Annotated in this window: 16 protein-coding genes; 10 read left to right on the forward strand and 6 right to left on the reverse strand. The window is 71.9% G+C overall.

All coding sequences use genetic code 11. The annotated features are described in order from the left end of the window. Positions 1-34 precede the first annotated feature (34 nt). From WYO_RS11875 to WYO_RS11895, 5 genes are all read left to right on the forward strand, one after another. Positions 35-1,759, forward strand: coding sequence for a type I secretion system permease/ATPase (locus WYO_RS11875; RefSeq protein WP_007562618.1), 1,725 nt, complete (start codon positions 35-37; stop codon positions 1,757-1,759). After that, on the forward strand, positions 1,756-3,072 hold the full coding sequence (locus WYO_RS11880; RefSeq protein ID WP_007562619.1) for an HlyD family type I secretion periplasmic adaptor subunit: 1,317 nt from the start codon (positions 1,756-1,758) through the stop codon (positions 3,070-3,072). Before WYO_RS11875 ends, WYO_RS11880 begins: the two co-directional genes overlap by 4 nt. Before the next feature lie 95 nt (positions 3,073-3,167). Beyond that, positions 3,168-4,460, forward strand: coding sequence for a family 16 glycosylhydrolase (locus WYO_RS11885; protein ID WP_007562620.1), 1,293 nt, complete (start codon positions 3,168-3,170; stop codon positions 4,458-4,460). Between the two features lie 257 nt (positions 4,461-4,717). Continuing rightward, on the forward strand, positions 4,718-6,073 hold the full coding sequence (locus WYO_RS11890; protein WP_007562621.1) for a CHASE3 domain-containing protein: 1,356 nt from the start codon (positions 4,718-4,720) through the stop codon (positions 6,071-6,073). Between the two features lie 54 nt (positions 6,074-6,127). Next, complete coding sequence (locus tag WYO_RS11895) at positions 6,128-7,504, forward strand: TAXI family TRAP transporter solute-binding subunit (RefSeq protein WP_007562622.1); 1,377 nt, start codon at positions 6,128-6,130, stop codon at positions 7,502-7,504. Positions 7,505-7,511: 7 nt separating this feature from the next. Here the strand turns inward: WYO_RS11895 and WYO_RS11900 are convergent, their stop codons facing one another. Both WYO_RS11900 and WYO_RS11905 read right to left on the reverse strand, forming a co-directional pair. Further along, on the reverse strand, positions 7,512-8,294 hold the full coding sequence (locus WYO_RS11900; protein WP_007562623.1) for an SDR family oxidoreductase: 783 nt from the start codon (positions 8,292-8,294) through the stop codon (positions 7,512-7,514). Positions 8,295-8,451: 157 nt separating this feature from the next. Continuing rightward, positions 8,452-9,069: a cupin domain-containing protein gene (locus tag WYO_RS11905; protein WP_047170797.1), complete on the reverse strand. Its 618-nt coding sequence runs from the start codon at positions 9,067-9,069 to the stop codon at positions 8,452-8,454. Between the two features lie 149 nt (positions 9,070-9,218). Here WYO_RS11905 and WYO_RS11910 point away from each other — a divergent pair, with 149 nt between their 5' ends. The 5 genes from WYO_RS11910 to WYO_RS11930 all read left to right on the forward strand — a co-directional run bounded on the left by WYO_RS11910 (position 9,219) and on the right by WYO_RS11930 (position 14,193). Next, on the forward strand, positions 9,219-9,986 hold the full coding sequence (locus WYO_RS11910; protein ID WP_007562625.1) for an ABC transporter substrate-binding protein: 768 nt from the start codon (positions 9,219-9,221) through the stop codon (positions 9,984-9,986). Positions 9,987-9,991: 5 nt separating this feature from the next. Continuing rightward, positions 9,992-10,645 carry an amino acid ABC transporter permease gene (locus WYO_RS11915; protein ID WP_007562626.1) on the forward strand — a complete coding sequence of 218 codons (654 nt, stop codon included), beginning with the start codon at positions 9,992-9,994 and terminating at the stop codon, positions 10,643-10,645. Then, complete coding sequence (locus WYO_RS11920; RefSeq protein WP_007562627.1) at positions 10,642-11,373, forward strand: amino acid ABC transporter ATP-binding protein; 732 nt, start codon at positions 10,642-10,644, stop codon at positions 11,371-11,373. The genes WYO_RS11915 and WYO_RS11920 overlap by 4 nt, the downstream gene beginning before the upstream one ends. 8 nt (positions 11,374-11,381) lie before the next feature. Further along, positions 11,382-12,671 (forward strand): FAD-binding oxidoreductase, encoded by a 1,290-nt coding sequence (locus WYO_RS11925; protein WP_007562628.1) that lies wholly within the window; start codon positions 11,382-11,384, stop codon positions 12,669-12,671. A gap of 178 nt (positions 12,672-12,849) precedes the next feature. Then, on the forward strand, positions 12,850-14,193 hold the full coding sequence (locus WYO_RS11930; RefSeq protein ID WP_007562629.1) for an amino acid permease: 1,344 nt from the start codon (positions 12,850-12,852) through the stop codon (positions 14,191-14,193). A gap of 12 nt (positions 14,194-14,205) precedes the next feature. Here the strand turns inward: WYO_RS11930 and WYO_RS29005 are convergent, their stop codons facing one another. The 4 genes from WYO_RS29005 to WYO_RS11950 form a co-directional block, all read right to left on the reverse strand. After that, positions 14,206-14,769: an SAM-dependent methyltransferase gene (locus WYO_RS29005; RefSeq protein ID WP_047170798.1), complete on the reverse strand. Its 564-nt coding sequence runs from the start codon at positions 14,767-14,769 to the stop codon at positions 14,206-14,208. A gap of 243 nt (positions 14,770-15,012) precedes the next feature. Then, positions 15,013-15,771 (reverse strand): ABC transporter ATP-binding protein, encoded by a 759-nt coding sequence (locus WYO_RS11940; protein WP_007562631.1) that lies wholly within the window; start codon positions 15,769-15,771, stop codon positions 15,013-15,015. A gap of 5 nt (positions 15,772-15,776) precedes the next feature. Further along, on the reverse strand, positions 15,777-17,627 hold the full coding sequence (locus WYO_RS11945) for a branched-chain amino acid ABC transporter ATP-binding protein/permease (RefSeq protein WP_007562632.1): 1,851 nt from the start codon (positions 17,625-17,627) through the stop codon (positions 15,777-15,779). Continuing rightward, on the reverse strand, positions 17,624-18,499 hold the full coding sequence (locus tag WYO_RS11950) for a branched-chain amino acid ABC transporter permease (RefSeq protein WP_007562633.1): 876 nt from the start codon (positions 18,497-18,499) through the stop codon (positions 17,624-17,626). The genes WYO_RS11945 and WYO_RS11950 overlap by 4 nt, the downstream gene beginning before the upstream one ends. Between the last annotated feature and the right edge of the window lie 2 nt (positions 18,500-18,501).

The raw sequence follows: 18,501 nt of genomic DNA on the forward strand, positions 1-18,501 counted from the left end.
CGTTTGCCGAACCGAGCCGCCGGGGGAAAGTCCTGTGACCGACGAACGCGTGTTGCGTGCTGCCAAGCGGCGGGAATTCTGGGACGCGATCCGGGCCGGGCGCACCGCCCTGATCACCGTGATGATCGTCAGCGGCCTGATCAACCTGCTGATGCTGACCGCCCCGATCTTCATGCTCCAGGTCTACGACCGGGTCCTGCCGAGCCGGAGCATCGCCACCCTGGTCGGGCTCGCCGGCATCGCCCTGATGCTGTTCCTGATCCAGAGCGTGTTCGAGGTGTTCCGCGCCCGGATCCTGTCGCGGTTCGGCCGCCTCGTGGACGAGCGCCTCGGCCCGCGGATCTTCCGGACCCTGCTGGCGCGCGGCTCCGAGACGCCCCGCGGCGGCGATGGCCCCCAGGCGCTGCGCGACCTCGACACCGTGCGGGGCTTCGTGTCGAGCCTGGCGCTCACCGCCTTCTTCGACCTGCCCTGGGTGCCGCTCTACATCGCGGTCTGCTTCCTGTTCCATCCCTGGCTCGGGGCCGCGATCGCGGGGGGCGCCCTGTTCCTGTGCGTGCTGACGGTCCTGACCGACTGGGCCTCCGCCGAGACCACCCGGGAGAGCGTGCGGGTCGCCGGCGAGCGCCGCGCCTTCACCGACATGGCGCACCGGACGGCGCCGCTGCTCTGCGCGCTGGGCATGCGCGCGCGGGTGGCCGACCTCTGGCAGGTCCGGACCCGCAAGAACCTCGACGTCGCCACCTCCGGCAACGACCTCGCCATCGGCTTCGGCGCGGTGGCCCGCCTGCTGCGCACGGTGCTGCAATCCGGGATCCTGGGGCTCGGCGCCTACCTGGTGGTGCGCGAGGAGGCCACCGCCGGGGTGATGCTGGCCGCCACGATCCTGTCGGCCCGGGCGCTGGCCCCGGTGGACCTCGCCATCGCCAACTGGAAGTCGTTCTCGGCCGCCCGGCAGGCCTGGAGCCGGCTCGTGGCGTTCCTGCCCGGGCGGGAGCCGGAGGCCCTGACGCCCCTGCCGGCGCCCCGGGAGAGCGTGCGCGTGACCGCCCTGTCGATCGCCGCCCCCGGGACCGACAGCCTGATCCTGCACGACGTCAACGTCGCCCTCGCCCCCGGCAGCGCGCTCGGGGTGATCGGGGCCAGCGGCTCGGGCAAGTCCACCTTCGCCCGGGCGCTGGTCGGCCTGGCCCGGCCGGTCCGCGGGGTGATCCGCCTCGACGGCGCGGCGATCGACCAGTGGGACCCCGACGCCCTCGGGCGCGCCATCGGCTACCTGCCGCAGGACATCGAGATGTTCGACGGCACCATCGCGGAGAACATCACCCGGTTCGACCCGGCCCCCGACCCAGAGGCCCTGCAATCGGCCGCCAAGGCGGCGGGGGTCCACGAGGTCGTGCTGCGCCTGCCCGGCGGCTACGACGCCCGGGTCGGCGCCGGGGGGCTCGGCCTGTCGGGCGGCCAGCGCCAGCGGATCGCGCTGGCCCGGGCGCTCTACGGCGACCCGTTCCTGGTGGTGCTCGACGAACCCAATTCCAACCTCGACGTCGACGGCGACCGCGCCCTGTCGGCGGCCGTGCAGGGCGTGCGCGCCCGGGGCGGCATCGTGGTGGTGATCGCCCACCGGCCGAGCGCGCTGGCCGCGGTCGACCGCATCCTGGTCCTGGGCGAGGGCCGCGTGCGGCTGCACGGGCCCCGCGACGAGGTCCTGGCGCAGCTCGGCGCCCTGACCCGGCAGACACCCACGAGGGTCGCATGACGCGGAACCAGGCCACCGACGACCCGACCCGCGAGACCCGGCGCTCGCTCCGGCGGCACGTCGTCGGCGTCGCCGCGGTGATCGTGCTGGCCACCGGCACCGGCGCCTGGACCGCCGCCACCGAGCTGTCCGGGGCGATCATCGCCACCGGCTCCCTGGTGGTCGAGAGCAACATCAAGAAGGTCCAGCACCCGACCGGCGGCGTGGTTGCCGAACTGCCGATCCAGGAGGGCGCCCGCGTCCAGGCCGGCGACCTGCTGGTCCGGCTCGACGCCACCACCACCCGGGCCACCTACGACAGCGTCACCAAGAGCCTGTGGGAGATCGCCGCCCGCAACGCCCGCCTGGAGGCCGAGCGCGACGGCCGCGACGAGCCCGCCTTCCCGGCCGAGCTGGCCGGGGCCGGGCCCGACGTCGCCCGGATCGTCGACGGCGAGCGCAAGCTGTTCCGCTTCCGCCGCGACGCGCTCCAGGGCCAGAAGGCGCAGCTGCGCGAGCGGATCGGCCAGCTGCGCGAGGAGATCAAGGGCCTGGTCGAGCAGGCTGCCGCCAAGGAGCAGGAGACCGCGATCATCGGCCGGGAATACGAGGGCGTCGAGGATCTCTGGCGGAAGAACCTGATCCAGCTGACCCGGCTCACCAGCCTGCAGCGGGACATGTCCCGGCTCAAGGGCGAGCGCGGGGTCCTGGTGGCCAACATCGCCCAGGCCAAGGGCAAGGTCTCGGAGACCGAGCTGCAGATCATCCAGCTCGAGCAGAACCTGCGCAGCGACGTCGCCAAGGAGCTGGCCGAGAACCGCGCCAAGGCCGCGACCCTGACCGAGCAGCGGATCGCCGCCTTCGACCAGTTGCAGCGGATCGAGATCCGCGCGCCGCAGACCGGCTACGTCCACGAGCTCGCGGTCCATACCCGCGGCGGCGTGATCGCCCCGGGCGAGCCGATCATGCTGATCGTGCCGAACGCCGATTCCCTGGTGGCCGAGGTCCGGGTCGCCCCCCAGGACATCGACCGGCTGCAGACCGGCCAGGCCGCGGGCCTGCGCTTCCCGAGCTTCGACCAGCGGACCACGCCGGAACTCAACGGCCGCGTCACCCGGATCGCGGCCGATGTCAGCGAGGACAAGCGGACCGGCAGCTTCTACTACCTGGTGCGCCTGGGGGTGACCAAGGACGAGCTCGGCCGCCTCGACGGCGCCAAGCTGATGCCCGGCATGCCCGTGGAGGCCTTCATCCGCACCGCCGACCGGACGGTGCTGTCCTACCTCACCAAGCCCCTGGTCGATCAGGCGCGCCGGGCGTTTCGCGAGAAGTAGGGCCGTCCGGGGCCGTTCGGCAGGACTTTTGCAACTCCTGATTGTATACAGGGCTTGTTCCTGCAGAATTCGGCGGAACCGACGGGCCAGCCACGATGCCGATCGACCCCAAGAACCTCGCGCAGACCGCGACCCTGACCTACAGCGCCGAGTTCGACACGCTCCAGCTCTGGAACGGAACCTCGGGCCTCGACACGGCGGGCGGGCCGCAATGGGGCAGCTACGTCACGGCGACCGGGACGCGGCCGTTCAACCAGGAGCAGGAATGGTACCTCCGGGCCGACCATGGCGTCGGCGGGGGCGGCGCGGCGCTGCCGAACCCGTTCAGCGTCCAGAACGGCGTCCTGACCATCACGGCCGCGCCCTCGGACCCGGCGCTGCTGCCGGATCTCGGCGGCCAGCCCTACACGTCCGGGATGATCAACACGTCCCACAGCTTCAGCCAGACCTACGGCTACTTCGAGATGCGGGCCGAGCTGCCGGCCGGGCAGGGGATGTGGCCGGCCTTCTGGCTGCTCGCCAAGGACGGGTCCTGGCCGCCCGAGATCGACGTGATGGAGATGCTCGGGCACGAGCCCGGCAGGCTCTACACCAGCGTGCACAGCCTGGGACCCGGCCAGACCGCCGGCGACCACACCCTGGCCCAGGCCTCGACCCAGGTCGCCGACATGAGCGACGGCTTTCACACCTACGGGGTCGATTGGGGCCCCGACAGCCTGGCCTTCTACTTCGACAACCGGGAGGTCTTCCGCACGCCCACCCCGACCGGCCTGGACAAGCCGATGTACATGATCGCCAACCTGGCGGTCGGCGGCACGTGGCCGGGGGATGCCGACGCGACGACGCCGTTCCCGGCCCAGATGAACATCGACTACCTGCGCGCCTACCAGGCCAACCCGAACGCGAGCGCCCCCCTGGAGCCGGTCTTCCACTTCTACGACCCGTCCACCGGCCAGCACCTCTACACCGCCAGCACGGCGGAGCGGGACGCGCTGAAGACGTCGCCATCGGCCTACGCGTATCAGGGGGTCGGCTGGGCCGCCCCCACCGGGTCGGCCGGCACCACGGACGTGTTCCACTTCACCAACGCGGCGACGGGCGACCATTTCTACACGGCCAGCGCGGCGGAACGGGACGGCCTGATCGGCTCCGGTTCGGGCTATCGCTACGAGGGCGTCGCCTTCGAGGCCTACACGGATCCGTCAGCCGCCGGATGGGCCGCGATGAACATCGAGCGGTTCGTCAACACCGAGAGCGGCCGCCACTACTACGCATCGAGCGCCGCGGAGATCACCTATATCGAGCAGGGCCACGCCGGCACCGGCTGGATCGACGAGGGCCACGCCTTCACGCTGCACGCCCCGACCCAGAGCATGTTCGGCCTCTAACGGCCGGGGAGGGGGCGGGCCGCCCGGATCACGATTGCGGCAGCACGGGCCGAAAACCCCCGTCCGCCGTGATGTTGGCCCGAGGGAGCGGGAACCATCGCCGGGGCCGTCTTTTGTGCTGGCGGTTCCACCCGTCGGCCCGGTCCGGATCGTCCGCCGACCCCCTCGAGACAGGAGATCGCTGTGCCCGCGGCGCGGAGCGCGACCATGCGCGAGCCCCTACGGCCAGCGGCCCCGGCCCGCGGGATCGCCGGCGCGTGGACGGCCCCGTCCTGCGCAGTTCCGGCGTGACCGCGCGGCGCGCCCTCCAGGTGATCGCGCAGCTGCCCGGGCGCTCGAAGACCGTCGACCGGATGATCGCCGGCCTCGCCGTGATCCTGGCGATGCTGGGCATCGCGGTGGGCGCCTCGGTCTACCAGCAGCGCGGCAGCGAGGCCGTGCGCCACGCCCTGGCGGTGGAGGGACGGCTCGGACGCGTGCTGTCGGCGGTCCAGGACGCCGAGACCGGGCAGCGCGGCTACCTGCTGACCGGGGACGAAGACTTCCTGCAGCCGTTCCGGGCCGGCCGCTCCAAGGTCAACGGCGAGATCGCCCGGCTGCACGACCTGCTCCGGGACGACGACAGCCAGCGCGCCGAGCTCGACAGCCTGATCCTGCTGATCCGGGAGAAGCTCGGCGAGCTCGGCGCCACGATCGACCTGCACCGGGGCGGCGATCCCGAGGCGAGCCGGACCCTCGTCCGCGAGGGCAGGGGGCGCCGCCTGATGGACGAGATCCGCACGGTCGTGCGCCGGATGGAGGCCCAGGAGGCGGCCCAGATGGAGCGGCGCCAGGCGGCGGTGTCCCGGATCGCGCTGCTGATCTGGGCGGCCCTCGCCGGGCTCGTCCTGGTGCTGATCCTGTTCGCGGTCTCGGCCATGCGCGAGGCCGGGCGGCGGCGCCGGCTGTCGCGCTTCCTGCCGCGGGAGCTGGTCGCGCGCCTGGCCGACGACGACGGCAGCCTGCGGGCCGGCCGGCGGCAGCAGGCGGTCATCGCCTTCGTCGACATGCGCGGCTCCACCGCCCTGGCCGAGCGCCTCGACCCGCAGCAGCTCTCGGCCTTCCTGTCCGCGTTCCGGCGGCGGGTGATGCGCATGGCCCGGCTGCACAACGGCGTCGTCGACAAGTTCATCGGCGACGGCGCCCTGGTGGTGTTCGGCCTGCCCGAGGCGCGCGCCGACGACGCCGCCCGGGCGGTGGCCTTCGCCCGGGACCTGGTCGAGATCATCGCCCGCTGGAACCTCAAGGGCGAGCACGACGCCGCGGTCCGGATCGGCGTCGGCCTCCATTGCGGCGAGGTGTTCAGCGGGATCATCGGCGAGGAGGCGCGCTACGAGTTCACCGTCCTGGGCGACACGGTGAACGTCGCGGCCCGCCTGGAGCAGGCGACCAAGGCCCACGGCGTGCCGATCCTGGCCTCGGAGGCCGTCCGGCGCGCGGCCGGCTCGGCGAAAGCCCTGTGGCGGGAGGTCAGCCGCGAGCCGCTGCGCGGCCGACGGGAGCCGATGGCGTACTTCTCGGTCGAGCCCCCGGGCCAGGCCGCGCCCGAACCGGCCCCCGAGCTGGCGCTGTAGCCGCCTTTCAAGCCGCGCCGGCCGGCGGCGCGGACGCGACCAACCGAGGGGCCGATGCCGACCGACCTGTCCTGGCTGCTGCGCCGCGAGACCCTGCTGGCCGGGGCGGTCGCGATCCTCGGCACGGCGGCCCTGGCCGCCTGGTACCTGCTGCAGGCGACCGTGCTGACCGTCGCGGTCGCCCCCCGGGACGGGACCGAACCCGGCCTGATCAAAGCCTACGCGGACGCCCTGGATTCGGGCAGCACCGGCCTGCGTCTCAAGATCCTCGCCTTCGACGACGTACGCGAGAGCGCCGCCGCCCTGCAGGACGGGCGCGCCGATCTGGCTGTCGTCCGGCCGGACGTGCTGCTGCCGACCAACGGGCTGACCCTGGCGATCCTGCGCGACCAGGCGATGATCATCGCCTCCCCCGAGCAGGCCGGCATCAAGGATTTCCCGCACCTGGCCGGCAAGCGGCTCGGCATCGGCGCGCACCGGGACGCCGATATCTGGCTGCTCAAGAGCCTCCTCGGCTATTACGGGCTGAGCCTGGAGCCGGGGGCGGGGGGCGGACCCGGCGACCGGGCGGTCGTGCTGGTGCCGGTGGCCGAGGACGCGGTGGGCGGGGCGCTGCGCGAGAAGCGGATCGACGCCTTCATCAGCATCATCGCTCCTTCCGCCCCCAAGGCCCTGGACCTCGTCGCCGCGGTCCGCTCGGTGGCGCGCGGCGGCAAGGTCGAGTTCGTCGCCGTCGAGGACGACGACGCCGTGATCGAGCGCTTCCCCAAGCTTCAGGCGGTGGCAATCCCGGGCGGCCTGTTCGGCGGCCGGCCGAAGCTGCCGGCCGACGACGTGAAGACGGTGGGCGCCTCGTACCGCCTGATGGCCCGCGCCTCCCTGAGCCGCGCCGTGGCGGCCGACATGACGCAGCAGCTGTTCGAGAAGCGCACGGAAGCCGGCCACGCCACGGAAGCGGCCGACTACGTCCAGGCCCCGTCCTACGAGACCACGGTTGCGGCGACCAGCGCCCGGATCCCGATCCATCCGGGCGCGCTCGACTATTACGAGCGCGAGCAGCACGGCTTCGTCGAGCGCTACGGCGACACCCTCTACCTGCTCGGCGCGCTGGCCGGCGGCCTGGTCTCGGTCCTGGCCTGGATCCGGCAGCGCCTGGCCGGCCTGCGCCGGGAGCACGTCGACGAGATCGTGGAGCGGCTCCTGGAGATCGCCGAGCAGGCCCGGGCCGCCCGGGACCCGGCGGCGCTTGCCGGGCTGGCCCGCGAGGTCGATCGCCTGGCCGCCGACGCGGTCCGCTACGCCCGCGAGCGGGCGCCGGACGCCGCGACGATGTCGGCCGTCGCCATCGCCCTCGACACCGCCCGGGCGACGATCGCGGATCTGCGTCCGGGCGCCGCGAGGCGGGGGGCGCCGTCCGGGGCGCAGGGTTGAGCGGCGGTCAGTCCCGCCGCGCGCCGCGCAGGGTCTTCAGGCCGATGCCGGTAGCCTCGAAGCCGCCATCCACGGCGAGCTGCTGGCCGGTGACGAAGGAGGCGCGCTCGGAGCACAGGAACACGATCGCCTCCGCGAGCTCGGTTTCCAGGCCGTAGCGCCCGAGGGGCACGGCGTCGTGGTAGTCGGCGCGGATCTCGGGGCTGTGGACCGCCTTGGCCATCGCGGTGTCCACCGGGCCGGGGGCGACCGCGTTCACCCGGATGCCGAACTGCGCCAGCTCGACGGCCTGCTGCTTGGTGAGCTGCGCCAAAGCCGCCTTGCTGGTGCCGTAGGCCGTCCGCAGCGTCGAGGCGCGCAGGCCCGAGATCGAGGTGATGTTCACGATCGCGCCGCCGCGCGCGGCGAGCAGCGGCACGGCCGCCTGCGTGCACAGGAACGGCCCCGACAGGTTCACGGCCAGAACCCGCGACCAATCCGCGAAGGTGGTCTCCATCATCGGCTTGAAAATCGCGATCCCGGCATTGTTGACCAGCGCGTCGAGGCGGCCGAACCGGTCGGCCACCTGTCGCATCGCGCCCGCCACCGCCTCCGGGTCGGAGACATCCGCGGTGATCGCCAGCACCGCGTCGGGCCGGCCGAGCCCGGCGGCGGCGGCGTCCACGCCCGGCCCGTCGATGTCGAGCAGGGCGACCCGCCATCCCTCCGCGAGGAACCGGGTCGCGGCGGCGAGCCCGATGCCGCGGGCCGCCCCCGTCACCAGCGCGGTCCGGTCCTGGGTGTCGCTCATGGGTCGTGTCCGTCGGCGGGGGCCGCCCGGAGGCGGCGGAGGGGATCGGTTCGGGCGGGTCGTGGAAGTCCCACACGCGAGAAACCGTTATTGCCGGTGCAACCGGAAGCGTGAAGGGGCGATGCGACCCCACGGGGCTGGCCTCAGCCGCCGGCGCTCACGGACCGGCCGGTCGCTCCCCCGCCAACGCGTTGACCCACAGGACGACGGCGCGCGCCCGGCCGTCGGGATTGGCGAACCGGTGCGGCCGATGGCTGGCGAAGCGGAAGCTGTCGCCGGCCGCGAGTTCCAGCGTGCGGGCCTCGACGACCAGGGTCAGGCGCCCCTCCAGCACCAGGCCGGCCTCCTCGCCGTCGTGGCTGAACAGCTCGTCGCCGGTGCTGGCCTTCGGCTCGAGCACCATGTGGAACAGGCTGAGGCTCTGCGTCCCCCCGGCGGGCGTCAGCAGCTGCTTGGTGATCCCGGCGCGCCAGAGCTTGAGCTCGGCCCGGTCCCGCTCGAACACCACGATCGGGTCGGGATCCTTCTCGGACGGGGCCCCCTCGAACAGGCCGCCGATCCCGGTCTGGAGCGTGTCGGCGAGCAGGGCCAGGACGCGCAGCGACGGCGAGGACAGGCCGCGCTCCACCTGGCTGATGAAGCCGATCGACAGCCCGGTGCTGGCCGCGACCTTCTCGAGCGACAGGCGCCGCTCCTGGCGCAGGGCCCGCAGCCTTTGGCCCACGGCCCGGTCCACCGGATCGGCGCCTGTCGGTTCGACTTTGGGCCTGCTCACCGCAGCGTCATCCTGGAGACTCCGGGGCATCTTCATGCACGTGAAATCACCTTGCGTCGAGCCGCGAACCGTGCGGTAATCTTCACAGATATGAAAACAGAAGAGCGATAGCGCAACGCCGCGCTATGCCAGTGTCGAGGATCCGCGCCATGAGACGCCTGCTTCCGAGCCTGTGCCTGAGCCTCGCCCTGTTGATCCCCGGCCCGGCCCGGGCCGAGCCGCCCCTGCGGGTCGGCGCGACGCCCACCGGCCTGCCCTTCACCTTCCTCGACACCAAGACCAACACGATCCAGGGGGTCATGGTCGACCTCGTGAACGCGGTTGGCAAGGAGGCCGGCTTCGCCGTCGCGGTGGAACCGCTGCAATTCTCGACGCTGATCCCGGCGCTCACCGCCTCGAAGATCGACATCATCTCGGCGGCGATGTTCATCACGCCCCAGCGCAAGGAGGTCGTGGCCTTCTCGGCGCCGGTCTACAGCTACGGCGAGGGGCTGATCGTCCCGAAGGCCGACACGAAGGACTACACCTCCTTCGCCGACCTCAAGGGCGAGACCGTGGGCGCCCAGGTCGGCACCGCCTTCGTCGAGCCGCTGAAGAAGTCCGGCCTGTTCGCCGAGGTGAAGATCTACGACGCGATCCCGGACATCATCCGCGACGTGAATTCCGGGCGGCTCAAGGCCGGCTTCGCCGACGCGCCGATCCTGGCCTACTACGTCAAGCAGGGGATGTTTCCCGGCGTCCGGCTGGTCGAGAGCCTCAAGCCGAGCGTGGTCGCCGCGGTGGGGATCAGCGTGCGCAAGGCCGACACCGCCCTGCTCGCCAAGATCGACGCGGCTCTGGCCAAGCTGAAGGCCGACGGGACGCTGGAGAAGATCCTGACGAAGTGGGGTCTGCCGCCCTCCGCCGACCGGTCCTGAGCTTCATGCGCGAGTTCCTCGCCGACGCGCAGGATTATCTGCCGATCCTGTTCCAGGGCGTGCAGCTCACGGTCCTGATCACCCTGGCCTCCCTGGTGGTCTCGACCCTGCTCGGCCTGTTCTGGGCGGTGCTGCGGGTCTCCGGGATCGCCGTGCTGGCCGGTTTCAGCGCGGTGATGATCAACATCCTGCGCGGCATCCCGATCATCGTGCAGCTGTTCTACATCTACTTCGTGCTGCCGGATTTCGGCCTGTCGCTCACGGCGGTCCAGGCGGCGATCATCGGGCTCGGGATCGCCTATTCGGCCTACCAGGCCGAGAACTTCCGGGCCGGCATCGAGGCGGTGGATCGCGGGCAGGTCGAGGCGGCGCTCTCGATCGGCATGGGCTGGTGGATGACCATGCGCCGGGTGATCCTGCCGCAAGCGGTCAAGATCGCGCTGCCGCCCTACGGCAACATCATGATCATGATGCTCAAGGATTCGTCCCAGGCCTCGACCATCACGGTCGCGGAGCTGGCGCTCCAGGGCAAGCTCATCGCCTCCTCGACCTTCAAGAACACCAGCGTCTATACGATGGTGGCGCTGATGTACCTGGCGCTCAGCCTGCCGCTGATCCTCCTGGTGCGCCATCTCGAAGCGAAGGGGCGCCACCGGTGATCGTCCTCCAGGATGTGCGCAAGCATTACGGCTCGCTGGAGGTGATCAAGGGCGTCTCGGCCGAGGTCGCCAAGGGCGAGGTGGTCTGCATCATCGGGCCGTCGGGCTCCGGCAAGTCGACCCTGCTCCGCTGCATTAACGGGCTCGAAGCCTATGACGGCGGCGAGATCCGGGTCGACGGCCAGCGCGTCGACCGGGACAAGCGCAGCATCCAGACGATCCGCACCCGCGTCTCGATGGTGTTCCAGCGCTTCAACCTGTTCGCCAACCGCACCGCCCTGGAGAACGTGGTCGAGGGGCCGGTCCACGTGAAGCGGGAGCCCCGCGCCGAGGTCGAGGAGCGGGCGCGGGCGCTGCTCGCCCGGGTCGGCCTCGCCGGCAAGGAGCATGCGCGGCCCAGCGAGCTGTCGGGCGGCCAGCAGCAGCGCGTCGCCATCGCGCGGGCCCTGGCGATGCGCCCCGAGGCGATCCTGTTCGACGAGCCGACCTCGGCGCTCGATCCCGAACTCGTCGGCGACGTCCTGCGGGTGATGCGCGGGCTGGCCGACGAGGGCATGACCATGCTGGTCGTGACCCACGAGATGGGCTTCGCCCGGGAGGTCGCCGACCGGGTGCTGTTCCTCGACGGCGGACGCCTGGTCGAGCAGGGCCCGGCCGCCGAGATCCTCAACCGTCCGCAGCACCCGCGCACCCAGGACTTCCTGCAGCGCGTGCTGCATCCGCTCTAGGGATCCCCGTGGCCGAACCGTTTCCCCTCGCGCCGTCGCTCTGGGCCACCACCGCGCCGCCCGGACCCGAGACGCCGCCGCTGACCGAATCCGGGCAGGCGGACGTCGTCATCGTCGGCGGCGGCTTCTGCGGCCTCTCGACCGCCTTGCACCTGGCCGAGCGCGGGATCCGGCCGGTGGTGCTGGAGGCCCGCGAGGTCGGCTTCGGCGGATCCGGGCGCAACGGCGGCCAGGTGATCCCGGGGCTGAAATACGATCCCGCCGACCTCGTCGCCAAGTTCGGGCCCGAGCGCGGCGAGCGGCTGGCGCGCTTTGCCGGCAGCACCGCCGACACGGTCTTCGACCTGATCGCCCGGCACGCGATGGACGTGCCGCACCGGCGCGCCGGCTGGATCCAGGGCGCCCATACCGAGGCCGGGCTCGCCGAGGTCGCGCGCCGGGCGGAGCAATGGGCCGGCCTCGGCGCGCCGACCCGGGTCCTCGACCGATCCGAGACCGCGCGGCTCCTCGGGACGGAGCGGTACCTGGGCGGCTGGCTCGACGGCCGCGGCGGCGCGATCCAGCCGCTGAGCTACGCCCGCGGTCTCGCCCGCGCCGCGCTGAAGGCCGGCGCCGCCATCCACGGGCAGACGCCTGTCACTGGCCTGTCCCGCAGCGGATCGACCTGGACCGTCACCACCGCGCAGGGGGCCCGGCTCTCGACCGAGCGGGTCGTCCTGTGCACCAACGGCTATACCGGCGGCCTGTGGCCGGGGCTGGCGCAGACCGTGATCGCGGCTAACTCCTTCCAGGTCGCCACGAAGCCGCTCTCGGACAACCTGCGCCGCTCGATCCTGCCGGAGGGCCAGGTCTCCTCGGACACGCGCAAGCTGCTCCTGTATTTCCGCCTCGACCATACCGGCCGCCTGCTGATGGGCGGCCGCGGCCCGTTCCGCGAGCCGCGCACGCCCCGGGACTGGGCGCATCTCGAGCGCATCGTCGGCAAGCTGTTCCCGCAGCTCGACGGCACCGCGTTCGACCACCGCTGGTGCGGCCGCGTGGCGATCACGCAGGATTACCTGCCCCATCTCCACGAGCCCGCCCCCGGGCTCCTGATCGACATCGGCTGCCAGGGCCGCGGCGTCGGCCTGCAATCCACCATGGGGCGGGCGATCGCCCAGTACATCGCCACCGGCGATGCCGACAGCCTGCCGCTGCCGCTGACGCCGATCGCGCCGCTGCCGATGCACGCGTTCCACCGCCTCTACGTCTCGGCGATCATCGCCTGGTACCGGCTCAGCGACGGCGGCATCCGCTAGGCCGCCCGATGGCGAATGCCGCACCGCACGCGGCAAACGGCCACCCAGGGGGGCGCCCATACCGATTACTGCGCGTCATCCGGGATCGAACGGCGCGATGACAGTCTTGCCCTGTCGAGACCGTCCGGGCTCCCGTCGAGCGCCGCGTTCCGGTGTCGGACCATGGCGGACAGGAGTCATGACCGACAGATCGAGCGCCGCGCGAGCCGCCCCGGCCGTCTCCACCCTGGCGGCGACGTCGATCGTGGTGTCCGACATGATCGGCATCGGGGTCTTCACCAGCCTCGGCTTCCAGGTGACGGACATCCCGTCCGGGTTCACGGTGCTGCTGCTGTGGCTCGTCGGCGGCGTGGTCGCCCTGTGCGGGGCGCTCTGCTACGCCGAGCTCGCCACGATGTTTCCCCGCTCCAGCGGCGAGTACAATCTCCTCACGCGGATCTACGGCCCGGCCGTCGGGTTCATGGCCGGCTGGCTCTCGGCCACCGTCGGGTTCTCGGCGCCGGTGGCGCTCGCCGCCATGGCGCTCGGCCAGTACGGCAAGGCGATCCTGCCTGGCGCCCCGCCGTTGCTGCTCGGCCTGGCGGCGATCTGGATCGTCTCGCTCGTGCACCTGCGCGGGACGCGCCACAGCAGCGCCTTCCAGATCGGGTTCACGCTGCTCAAGCTCGCGCTGATCGCGGCCTTCATCGGGGTGGGCTTCGCCCGGGGCGGCGGCCAGGGGAGCGGCTTCTCCCCCGCCGCCTTCGATCCGGCGCAGGTCGTCAGCGCCGGCTTCGCCATCAGCCTGGTCTTCGTGATGTACGCCTATTCGGGCTGGAACGCCGCGACCTACATCGTCGGTGAGCTCGCCGACCCGCCGCGCAGCCTGCCGCGGGCGCTGGTCGCCGGGACCGGCCTCGTCGTAGCGCTCTCCGTCGCGCTGAACGCGGTGTTCCTCTACACGACCCCCGTGGCGGACCTCGCCGGGCAGGTCGAGGTCGCGCTGATCGCCGGCCGTCACGTCTTCGGGGAGGCGGGCGGGCGCATCGTCGGCGCGCTGATCTGCGCCGGGCTGATCCCAACGATCAGCGCGATGATGTGGATCGGCCCGCGCGTGACCGTGGCGATGGGCGAGGACGTGCCGCTGCTGCGCCTGTTCGCGGGCCGCTCGGGGCGCGGCGTGCCGAATGCCGCGCTTCTCCTCCAGGCCTGTATCGCCACGATCCTGCTGTTCACGCAGAGCTTCGAGGCGGTGCTCGACTTCATCCAGTTCAGCCTGATCCTGTGCTCGTTCCTCACCGTAATCGGGCTGATCAAGCTCCGGATCACGCGGCCCGACCTGCCCCGGCCGTTCCGGGCCTGGGGCTACCCGATCACCCCGCTGATCTTCCTGGCGGTCACGCTGTTCATGCTGGTCCACCTCGTCGCCGTCCGGCCGCTCCAGTCGCTTGCGGGCCTGGCCCTGATGCTGGCGGGGCTCGTCCTGTACGGCGTCGCGACGGCGTGGGGGCGGAGGACGGCGCGCCGGGCCCCTCCGCGCTGAGGGTCACGCTGCTCAGGGGGCAGGCTTCGGATCGGATCGGGTCACCCGCAGCACGTCGAGCCGGTATTCGGCGGTCCGCGACTGCTTCAGGACCCGCGCGAAGTCCTGCGCGTCCGCGATGAAGCCCTCCGCCGCCTCGTCGCCGGAGAGCGGGTAATGGGTGACGCCGAGCCAGTGGACCAGCACGATGTCGGCTTCGGGCAGCACCGCGCCCCTCACCCGCGCGACCAGCCGGGCGAGGTCGGCGCGGTCGAGATAATAGGCGACCTCCGAGATCACGATCAGGTCGAACCGGCCCTCCGGCCAGGCCCCCGGGACGGCGGCGAGCTCGAAGCGGGCATTCGGGCAATCGGCGCAGCGCGCCCGGGCGGCGTCCAGGACCGACGGCACCACGTCGAGGCCGACCAGCGCGTCGCAGCGGGGGCAGAGCGCGTGCGTGAAGACGCCGATCGAGCAGCCCACCTCGAGGCCCGACGCGTAGCGGGCCCGCGGCAGCGCCGCCAGCGTCGCGGCGTACTTGTCGCGCTCGTAGGGGCTGGAGGCGAAGCGCCACGGATCGGATTCCGTGGCGTACATGCCCTTGAAGTACTCGGTATCGAGGGATTTCGAGCGGCGGCCCGTCGGCGTCTCGGCGGGATCGGTCTCCGCGCCGGCGACGCTTCCGATCCCGAGCACCGCGCTCGCCGCGACGGCGCCTCCGGCCTGCAGCAGGCGGCGCCGGGAATCTGGCTTGCGGTCGCGCACGATAGGCCTCACCGCACCGTCGGGGATCAGAAGGGCAACCGAGCGCGGTCGGGGCGGTTCCGGGGTGCGGCGGCGTCAGGCGGCGCTGCCCTGGGCTGTGCGGCCTCCGAGATAGGCGGCGCGGATGTCGTCGTTGGCCCAGAGCGCCTGCGGGTCGCCTTCGAGGACGAGGCGGCCGGTCTCCAGAACGTAGCCGCGATCGGCGACCGACAGGCCCATGCGGGCGTTCTGCTCGACCAGCAGCACCGTCGTGCCGCGCCGGCGCACCTCCGCGATGATCGCGAACACCGCCTGGACGATCACCGGGGCGAGGCCCAGCGACGGCTCGTCGAGCAGCAGGAGGCGCGGCTTGGCCATCAGGCCGCGGGCGAGCGCCACCATCTGGAGCTGGCCGCCCGACAGGGTCCAGCCGAGGGCGTCGCCGAAGCGCCGGATGTCCGGGAACAGCTCGAACATCGCCTCGACCTCGTCGCGCAGGACGCGCTTCGGGATGCCGGGACGGTTCGAGGCGCCGAGCATGATGTTCTCGCGCACGGTGAGACCCGGGAAGACCCGGCGCCCCTCGGGCACGTGGGCGACGCCGCGGCGCACGATCGCCTCGGGCTTCAGGCCGGTGAGCGGCTCTCCGTCGAGCAGGATGCTGCCGCCCGCCGGCTTCACGAGGCCGGAGATCGCCTTGAGGGTGGTCGACTTGCCGGCGCCGTTGGAGCCCAGCAGGGTCACGACCTCGCCGGTGCCGACCACGAACGAGAGCCCGCGCACCGCCTCGATCTCGCCGTAGCGGACGGTGAGGTCGCGGATCTCGAGGACCGGTTGTGACACGGGGGCGCTCATCGGGGTCAGGCCGGGGCCAGGTCGGTCTTGAGGTCGGTCTTCAGCGTGGTCTGGAGCCCCGCGCCCGGCCCGGTCGCGGCGTCCTCCCCGAGATAGGCCTCGATCACCGCGGGCTCGCGCAGCACGGAGGCGGTGACCCCGTCGGCGATGCGCCGGCCGAAGTTCAGGACGGTGACGTGGCTCGCCACGTCGCTGACCAGGGTCATGTCGTGGTCGATGATCAGGATGGTCAGACCCTTGGCCGCCATACGGCGCAGCAGCACCGTCAGGGCGTTCTTCTCGCTGGAATTGAGCCCGGCGGCCGGCTCGTCGAGGAGCAGCAGCGTCGGGTTGCCGGCGAGCGCCCGGGCGATCTCGATCAGGCGCTGGTGCCCGTAGGAGAAGCCGGAGATCGGCTCCCGCGCCCGCGCCTCGAGCCCGACGAAGGCCAGGGCCGAACGCGCGCGGGCCTCCAGCGCCGGCCGGTCGCGCGCGCCGAGGGGGTTGTTCGGGCGCTCGGCGCCGATCACCACGTTCTCCAGGGCGCTCATGGAGCGGAACAGGCGGATGTTCTGGAACGTGCGCCCGATCCCGACCGCGGCGCGCCGGTGCGGGGGAAAGCCCGTGATGTCCTGGTCCTGGAGGCGCATCGTGCCGCCGGTCGGCGTGTAGAGGCCGGACAGGACGTTGAGCGTCGTCGTCTTGCCCGAGCCGTTCGGGCCGATCAGCGCGTGGATGCCGCCGCGGGTGACGGTGAAATCGATCGCGTCCACGGCCTTGAGGCCGCCGAAATGCTTGGACAGGCCGGAGACGGTGAGCAGCGTTTCCGAGGCGTCGCGCCCCTGGGTCAGCGTCAGCTCCGGGGCGGGCGGCGGCGCCGGCTTGGCCGGCCGCAGCCGGCGGACCTGATCGCCCAAAAACCCCCAGATGCCGTCGGGCATGAACACGACGATCAGGATCACCGCGAGCCCGTAGATCGCCAGGTACAGGCCCGGGATCTCCTTGAGGAAGCGCAGCCATTCGGGGATGAGGATCAGGAGGCCGGTGCCGATCACCGCGCCCACCGGCGAGCCGACGCCGCCGAGCAGCGCCATCGTCAGGAAGACGATCGACTCGGCGAAGGAGAACTGGTCCGGGCTGATATAGGTGAAGCTGCCGGCGAACAGCCCACCGCCCAGCCCCGCCAGCAGCGCCCCGATGGCGAAGGCCGCGACCTTGGTGCGGTAGACGTCGATGCCGCTCACGCCCGCGGCCAGCTCGTTGTCGCGCACCGCCCGCATGGCGCGCCCGAGCCGGGTCCGCGGCAGGTGCCAGACCAGCCAGCCGACCACCGCCAGGACCAGCACGCACAGCGCGAGATAGCTCTGCCCGTCCGCGAACAAAGCGGGGCGGCGGATGTTGGGCACCCCGTCCGGGCCGTGGGTGACCGGGATCCAGTTGGTCAGGACCAGGGTGAGGATCTGCTGGAACGAGATCGTGACCATGGCGAGGTAGTGCCCGCCGAGCCGCAGCGTCGAGGCGCCGAGGATCGCCCCGAGGACGACCGCCAGCGCCAGCCCGATCGGCAGGCACAGCCAGAAATTCAGGCCGTGATCGACCGTGCCGAGGCCGACCGCGTAGGCGCCGATGCCGAAGAAGGCGGCCTGGGCGAGGTTGATCTGGCCGCACAGCCCCAGCACGACGGTGAGCCCGATCACCGCGATCGCGTAGGTCGCGGCCTGCATCAGGATGTTGAGGACGTAGCCGCTGAACGGCGTCGTCGCGGCGAGCGCCACCGCGGCCGCGGCGAGCGCCGCGTAGGCGAGGCTACCGAGGGGCAGCGGCCGGGCCGGGGCGGCCGGGAGGGTCGGGTTGGCCGTCGTCGGATCGGCGCTCATGCTTTCTCCGCCACACGCTCGCCGAACAGCCCCTGCGGGCGCACGACCAGGAAGGCCACGAGGACGATGAAGGCGAAGGCATCCTTGTACGGCACCGAGACGTAGGCCGCCCCGAAGGTCTCGATGATGCCGAGCGCCAGCCCGCCGATGATCGCGCCGGTCACGTCGCCGAACCCGCCGATGATCGTCGCGGCAAACGCCTTGAGCGCGATGGTCGCGCCCATCTGGATCGACACGAACAGCACCGGCGCCACCAGGATGCCGGCGATGCCGCCGAGCACGGCGCTGTAGACGAACGTCAGCATGATCATGCCGGCGACCGGGATGCCCAGCAGCGCGGCCATCTCCTTGTCCTGCGAGGTCGCCTGGAGCTTCTTGCCGACCAGGGTGTGCTCGAAGAACCAGTACTGGAACGCCACGAGCGCCGCGGTCACCGCGATGATCAGCAGGTACTGGCTGTCGAGGAAGACCGGCCCGAGCAGGAAGCCCTGCGTCTCGAAGACCGGCGGCAGGACCTGCGGCTGCGGCCCGTAGAGGGCGAGCGTGGTGTTGGCCAGGAAGATCGAGGCGCCGATGGTCGAGATGATCACCGGCAGGTAGGTGCGGTGGCGCAGGGGATAGTAGACGCCGAGATTGAACAGGGCGCCGAGCAGGGCCATCCCGCCGATGGTGAGCAGCACCGAGAGCCAGTACGGCCATTCGAGGTCGACGGCGAACACCACCATCAGGAAGGCCGCGACCATCGAGAACTCGCCCTGCGCGAAGTTCACGACGTTGGTGGCGCGGAAGATCAGCACGAAGCCGAGGGCGACCAGGGCGTAGACCGACCCGATGCCGATCCCGGTGAAGAGGAGCTGGAGGATCAGGTCCATGT

Source organism: Methylobacterium sp. GXF4 (assembly GCF_000272495.1).
Taxonomy (GTDB): Bacteria; Pseudomonadota; Alphaproteobacteria; order Rhizobiales; family Beijerinckiaceae; genus Methylobacterium; species Methylobacterium brachiatum.